The organism is Variovorax sp. 01T439_2, assembly GCF_056398445.1.
Map to the genome: position 1 here is coordinate 1 of NZ_JBFTPJ010000452.1, position 4,601 is coordinate 4,601.

At 67.8% G+C, this 4,601-nt stretch carries 5 protein-coding genes; 2 read left to right on the plus strand and 3 right to left on the minus strand.

Annotated elements, in window-relative coordinates; translation table 11 throughout:
• The 3 genes from AC1DOC_RS20195 to AC1DOC_RS20205 form a co-directional block, all read right to left on the minus strand.
• Positions 1-499, minus strand: a 499-nt coding sequence (locus tag AC1DOC_RS20195; RefSeq protein WP_478130361.1) for a carbohydrate ABC transporter permease, incomplete at its 3' end; no start/stop codon positions are given.
• Positions 496-1,398, minus strand: a complete 903-nt coding sequence (locus AC1DOC_RS20200) for a carbohydrate ABC transporter permease (protein ID WP_478082060.1) — start codon at positions 1,396-1,398, stop codon at positions 496-498. The genes AC1DOC_RS20195 and AC1DOC_RS20200, both read right to left, overlap by 4 nt.
• A 22-nt stretch (positions 1,399-1,420) precedes the next feature.
• Positions 1,421-2,788, minus strand: a complete 1,368-nt coding sequence (locus AC1DOC_RS20205) for an ABC transporter substrate-binding protein (protein WP_015865754.1) — start codon at positions 2,786-2,788, stop codon at positions 1,421-1,423.
• A 164-nt stretch (positions 2,789-2,952) separates the two neighbouring features.
• Between AC1DOC_RS20205 and AC1DOC_RS20210 the strand changes: the two genes are divergently transcribed.
• Positions 2,953-3,717: a FadR/GntR family transcriptional regulator gene (locus AC1DOC_RS20210; protein ID WP_018904771.1), complete on the plus strand. Its 765-nt coding sequence runs from the start codon at positions 2,953-2,955 to the stop codon at positions 3,715-3,717.
• 37 nt (positions 3,718-3,754) lie between these two features.
• Positions 3,755-4,601, plus strand: an 847-nt coding sequence (locus tag AC1DOC_RS20215) for an ABC transporter ATP-binding protein (RefSeq protein WP_478130362.1), incomplete at its 3' end; no start/stop codon positions are given.

Below are 4,601 nucleotides of genomic sequence, written 5' to 3' on the forward strand. Positions count from 1 at the left end.
AAGAAGGGAAGAAGGGCTGCATCATCCAGATCACCAGCGGCAGGTTGAAGGTCATGTAGATGAGGATCAGGCCGGTGCGGGTGTCGAGCAGGCCGAGATACCGGTACGCCAGGAAGAACGGGATCGTGAAGGCGATCGGCGGCGCCATGCGCGTCAGCAGGATGCCCAGGCCCAGGCCGAAGCGCCCGCGCCCGGTCCAGCGCGACAGCGCGTAGGCCGCCGGAATGCCGAACACCAGCGCGAGCAGCGTCGACACGATGCTCGTGACCAGGCTGTTGGCGAAGGACTCCGGAAAGCCGGCCTGCCAGAGCCCCACGTAGTGCTCCAGCGTGGGCATGAAGAAGACCCGCGGCGGAAACTCGAGGATCAGCGGCGTCGGCTTGAACGACATCTGCAGCAGCCACAGGAACGGCAGCAGCATCGCGAACAGGACGAGCGGCACGGCCCAGCGCGCGAGCGGCCAGCGTCGGCGCAGCGACGCCATTCGATTGGTGCTCATTCCGCACCTCCCGCATTGCGGCTCACGCGCATCGCACCCCAGCTGATCAGCACGGTGGCCGCGAGCAGCACGACGGTGATCGCGCTCGAATAGCCGAGCTCGCCGAAGTTGAAGGCCACGAGGTAGGCGTAGTAGTTGGTCACCTCCGTCACCGAGCCCGGTCCGCCGCCGGTCAAGAGGAAGATCAGCGGAAAGGCCTTGATGCTGTCGATGAGGCGGAACAGGGTGCACACCAGCAGCACCGGTGCGATGTACGGCAGCACGATGTGGCCGAACACGCGCCAGGCGTCGGCGCCGTCCATGCGGGCGGCCTCGACGTATTCGGCCGGCAGCGTCTGCAAGGCGGCCAGCACCATCAGGAAGGTGAACGGCGCCCACTCCCAGGTGTCGGCGATGACGATGGACCACAGCGCGAAGTCGACATGCGTGGTGAGCGCCGGCAGCGTCACGCCGAGCATGCGGGCGGCCTGGTAGATCGGACTGATGTCGGGCGTGTAGACCAGCTTCCAGATCACCGCGACAACGATCGGCGGCAGCACCATCGGAATCACGAACAGGTGGCGCAGCGATTTCCAGCGCTCCTGCCCCGAATGCACGAGCAGCGCGAGCCCCGTGCCCAGCAGCACCTGCAGCACGACCGTGTAGACCGAAAGCCGCGCCTGCACGCCCAGCGAGCCGACGAAGCGCTCGTCGCTGCCCAGCAGCCTGTAGTTGCGCAGCGGCTCCGAGAAATCGCCCAGCGAGCCCGGGTTCACCAGCGCCCCCGGCGTGAGGCTCGTGACCAGCAGGAAGACAGTGGGCAGCCCTGCCACCACCAGCAGGAACAGCAGGCTCGGCGCCATCGCCATGCGCACGAAGCGGCGCCGCTGCGCCTCGTAGGAGACACCTCTCGCGCTCACCGGCGCACTCCCGGCACTGCGTTCATACCTTGGCTCCGGCGCGCCGCAGGCTGCCGAGCGCGGCCTCCTGCGCCGTCTTCATGGCATCCGCGGCCGGCGCCTGGCCCGAGACCACGCGCTCCACGGCCTTGTTCAGCACATCGCCCACCAGCGGGAACTCCTTGACCGTGCGGTACGCCATGTAGTTGCGCGTCTTGCCGGGCTGCTCGAGCACTTCGAGATAGAGCTTGCCGATGTCCTGGCCGTTGATGGTGTTGATGCGCTTGTACTCGGCGCTTTCGATCACCGAGCGCCGGCAGATCGACGGATGCCCGGTGTCCTTCACGATGCGCGCGGTGAGCTCGGGGCTCAGCGCCCATTTGATGAACTCCCAGGCCGCTTCCTTGTTCTTCGCGTTCTTCGGGATGCCGAGCCCCTGGCTGTTGGCGGCAGGAAAGTCGCCCTTCGGCCCGGCCGGCATGCGCACCACGCGCGCGGTGTCCTTCACCTTGCTCTCCGGCGAGCTCAGCATTGCCGTGACCCAGGAACTCGAATGGATGAAGATGTTCGAGCGGCCGCCGATCAGCGCGGCGCGCGCCTGGTCCTCGGTGTAGCCGAGCACGCCCTGCGGGCTGTACTTGGACAGCAGCGTCGAATAGAAGCCCGCCGCCTGCACTGCCGCAGCCGAGTCGAGCGTGGGCTTGATGTCGGCCGGCGGATTGGCGAACAGGTCGCCGCCGAAGCCGTGGATGTACGGCGGCAGGAACCAGTGGTGCAGGTTGGAGCTCACGAAGCCCGTGACACCGTCCTGGCCGTGCACCGCCTCGCAGACCTTCATCAGTTCGTCGAAGGTCTGCGGCGCCTCGACCCCGCGCTTCTTCATCAGGTCGGTGCGGCTCATGCCCATGAGCATCGCGCCGCCCTCCCATGCGAAGCCGTAGGCCTTGCCGGCCTTGTCGAGGTAGGGCAGCTGCGCGCCCTTGACGAAGTCGTCCGGGTTCCAGCTGGCGGGCGTGAGCTTGCGGTCGGCCGCGAAGTCGCTCAGGTTGGCGAGCAGGCCGGCCGCGACCCAGCGCGCGGCCAGGATGAAGGTGACGTTGCAGAAATCCCAGGCGCTGCCGCCCGAGGACAGCTCCAGGTCGGCCTGCTGGTTGTAGACCGGGAAAGCCGACAGCTGGAGGTCGACCGTCATGCCGGTCTGCTGCTCGAACTCCGGGATGTACTTGCGCAGGATGTTGAAGAAGCCGTGCTGGTACGCCGCGCCGCGCAGCTTGAGGCCGGCAAAGGGCTTGGCCTGAGCGATGGCGGGAAAGGCCAGCGCGCTGCCGGCGCCGGCCACCGCCGTGGCGGCCGCGGCCTTGATCAACCGGCGGCGCTGCGTGTCGACGGCGGGGGATTGCAGGAGGCTCATGCTTGTCTCTCTTTCGATCAGAATCACGCGGCGCAACGAGGGCGGCCGGCATGTTCAACTTGCTCGTGGAAGCGAATATGACAGACAAATAAGATTCCAAAGATCATGGAAAACCCGGAATTCCCTGCGCCACTCATCCATATAAGCTCATTCCATCGATAAATATGTCAGACCATAAAACCAAAACGCCGAAGAAACCCGCCGCCACGGACACGCCCGCGCGGCGCGGTCCGCTGGCCGTGACGGAGGCACTCGCGCGGCGCGTGATCGGCGGCGAATGGGATGACGAATCGACGCTGCCGACCGAGGTCGAACTGGCCGAGCAACTGGGCGTGGCCCGCACCTCCGTGCGCGAGGCGCTCACGCGGCTGAAGGCCAAGGGCCTGCTCGCGTCGCGCCAGAAGGCCGGCACGCGGGTGCTGCCGCGCATGCAATGGAACATGCTCGACGAGGACGTGCTGCGCTGGACCTGGTCGGGCCACGACCGCGCGCAGATGGCGCAGCACCTGATGCAGCTGCGGCGCATCGTCGAGCCGGCCGCCTGCGAGATCGCGGCCGCTTCGGCGCCCGACGCGGCCATTGCCGCGATCGAGCGCGCCTACCGCCTGATGGACGCCGCCGGCATGGACCCGGTGGCCTATGCCGGGCCGGACCTGAGCTTTCACCAGGCGATCCTCAGCGCCACCGGCAATCCGTTCCTGGTGGCCTTCGGCGCCACCATCGAAGCGGCGCTGCGCATGTCCTTCGAGCTGTCGACGCGCCAGCCGGGCGCGCCGCGCAAGAGCCTGCCGATGCACCGCGCCGTGCTCGACCAGATCTGGGCCCGCAAGCCGGCCGCGGCGCGCAAGGCCATGGAAGAGCTGCTCGGCCTCACCGAATCGAACATCCAGCGGGGGGTCGCCAGGTCCGGCGCCACGCCGCCGGCCTGAAGACCCTTCCCTTCCTTATCAGCAGCAACCCACCACCATGGCAGAGATCCAACTCCAATCCATCAGCAAGCGCTTCGGCGATGTCGAGGTGATCCCCGGCATCGATCTCACCATGCCCGACGGCCAGGTCACGGTGCTGCTCGGGCCWTCGGGSTGCGGCAAGTCGACCTTGCTGCGCATGATCGCGGGGCTGGAGACGCCGAGCGGCGGCCAGGTGCTGGTCGGCGGCCGCGTGGTGAACGATGTGCCGCCTGCCGAGCGCGGCTGCGCGCTGGTGTTCCAGAACTACGCGCTCTATCCGCACAAGACGGTGCGGCAGAACCTCGCCTTTCCCCTGCGCATGGCCAAGGCCACGGCCGCCGAGCAGGAGCGCAGCGTGGACGAGATCGCGCACAAGCTCGAGCTCACGCCGCTCTTGGAGCGCTATCCGCGCCAGCTCTCGGGTGGCCAGCGCCAGCGCGTGGCGATGGGCCGCGCGATGATCCGCAAGCCCGAGGTGTTCCTCTACGACGAGCCGCTGTCGAACCTCGACCTCGAGCTGCGCGTGAAGCTGCGCCTGGAGATCGCGCGCATGCAGCGCACGCTGAAGGCCACCGCCGTCTACGTGACCCACGACCAGACCGAGGCCATGACGCTGGCCGACCAGATCGTGGTGCTGCGCAAGGGCCGCATCGAGCAGGTGGGCTCGCCGCTCGCGCTGTACCGCTCGCCCGCCAACCTGTTCGTGGCCGGCTTCATCGGCACGCCGCGCATGAATTTCTTCAAGATCGATGCCGCGCAGGCCGATGCGAACGGCACGCTGCTGCGGCTCGGCGATGCCCGCGTGCAGATCCCGCGCCACGTGCCGGGCCAGCCCACCACGCTGGGCTTTCGCGCCGAGCAGG